This is a genomic window from Streptomyces sp. NPDC040432, assembly GCF_055595445.1.
Genome location: NZ_JBVIVP010000018.1, coordinates 158487 through 159852, shown reverse-complemented (window position 1 = coordinate 159852; position 1366 = coordinate 158487). Strand labels below are relative to the sequence as shown.

Annotated in this window: 1 rRNA gene and 1 pseudogene; both read left to right on the top strand. The window is 70.1% G+C overall.

Features of this window, described 5'->3' with window-relative positions:
* Nucleotides 1-92, top strand: a 5S ribosomal RNA gene (rrf, locus tag ACZ58N_RS29425); the annotation flags it as partial.
* Nucleotides 93-262: 170 nt separating this feature from the next.
* Nucleotides 263-1366, top strand: a pseudogene (locus ACZ58N_RS29420) (hypothetical protein); the annotation flags it as partial.

The window sequence follows — 1366 nt, the reverse complement described above, 5'->3', positions numbered from 1 at the left end:
CGCCCGGTTACATTCCGAACCCGGAAGCTAAGCCTTTCAGCGCCGATGGTACTGCAGGGGGGACCCTGTGGGAGAGTAGGACGCCGCCGAACAATTTTTCAAAGGACCCCTGGTCCAGCGTTCAACGCTGGACCAGGGGTCTTTTTGTTTTTCACCTCTTTACGCCGAAGCGCGGCCATGGGTTGGTTGCGCAAGAATGACTAGCGGTACCCCGAAGACAGGAGTCACACCCATGTCCAACTCTCCCGACGATCGTCCGGAGCGCGAGCCTCGGCGCAACGACGGCGGTGACAGGGGCGGCTTCCGTCGTGATGACCGTGGCGGCGACCGTGGCGGCTTCCGCCGAGACGACCGCGGTGACCGTCCGACCGGTGGTGGCGGCGGTTTCCGCCGTGACGACCGTGGCGGACGTCCCGCCGGCGGCGACCGTCCTTCGGGCGGTGGCTACCGTGGCGGCGGCGACCGCCCGTCCGGTGGTGGCTACCGAGGCGGTGACCGTCCCTCCGGCGGTGGTTACCGTGGCGGCGGCGACCGCCCCTCCGGTGGTGGCGGTGGTTTCCGTCGCGATGACCGTGGTGGGGACCGTCCGTCCTTCCCGCGTCGCGATGACGACCGTGGTGGTTTCCGTGGTGGTCGTGACGACCGCGGTGGCGACCGTCCCTCGTACCCGCGTCGCGATGACGACCGTGGTGGGCGTCCTTCCGGCGGTGGCGGTGGCTTCCGTGGTCGTGACGACCGCGGTGGGGACCGTCCCTCGTACCCGCGCCGCGACGATGACCGTGGTGGGCGTCCTTCCGGTGGTGGCAGTGGTTTCCGTGGTCGTGATGACCGTGGTGGCGACCGTCCCTCCTACCCGCGCCGTGACGACCGTGGCGGGGACCGTCCCTCGTACCCGCGCCGCGACGATGACCGTGGTGGGCGTCCCTCTGGTGGTGGCGGTGGTTTCCGTCGCGACGACCGCGGTGGGGACCGTCCGTCCTTCCCGCGTCGCGATGACGACCGTGGTGGTTTCCGTGGTGGCCGTGACGACCGCGGTGGCGACCGTCCCTCGTACCCGCGTCGGGACGATGACCGTGGTGGGCGTCCTTCCGGTGGTGGCGGTGGCTTCCGTCGCGACGACCGTGGTGGCGACCGTCCGTCGTACCCGCGTCGTGATGACCGCGGTGGGGACCGTCCGTCCTTCCCGCGTCGCGATGACGACCGTGGTGGTTTCCGTGGTGGTCGTGACGACCGCGGTGGCGACCGTCCGTCCTACCCGCGCCGCGACGACCGGGGTGGGGACCGTCCCTCGTACCCGCGTCGCGATGACGACCGTGGTGGTTTCCGTGGTGGTCGTGACGACCGCGGTGGCGACCGTCCGTCGTAC